Raw genomic sequence first — 314 nt, forward strand, 5'->3', positions numbered from 1 at the left:
CATTTGATTTAACAAGTCCTGATATAAAAGATGCCGGAGCTCATGTAGTAAAGTCCATCATTCCAGGGTTTAAACCTATAGATGTCCTTTACAGGGGAAGAATGTTGGGTGGAGAACGTATATTACGACATTCTTACGATTTAGGGTTAGTACCAGAGCCGTTTACAATCGAAACACTTAATCCAGTACCTCATCCATTCCCATAAATACTAACGTGAAAGGGGTTAACGAAATGAAAGAGATTGAAAGGCATGCCACTAATTTGGTTGATGTAGTCTATGGCAATGAAAAACTAAGATTTGATGATCCTTCTG

1 protein-coding gene is annotated in these 314 nt (G+C 38.2%); it reads left to right on the plus strand.

The genetic code is table 11. The features are described 5' to 3' along the window. A partial coding sequence (locus SB816_RS30650) for a hypothetical protein (protein ID WP_410548071.1) occupies positions 1-206 on the plus strand: 206 nt, incomplete at its 5' end. Positions 207-314 lie beyond the last annotated feature (108 nt).

Source organism: Achromobacter sp. SIMBA_011, assembly GCF_046535435.1.
GTDB lineage: Bacteria > Pseudomonadota > Gammaproteobacteria > Burkholderiales > Burkholderiaceae_B > Achromobacter > Achromobacter dolens.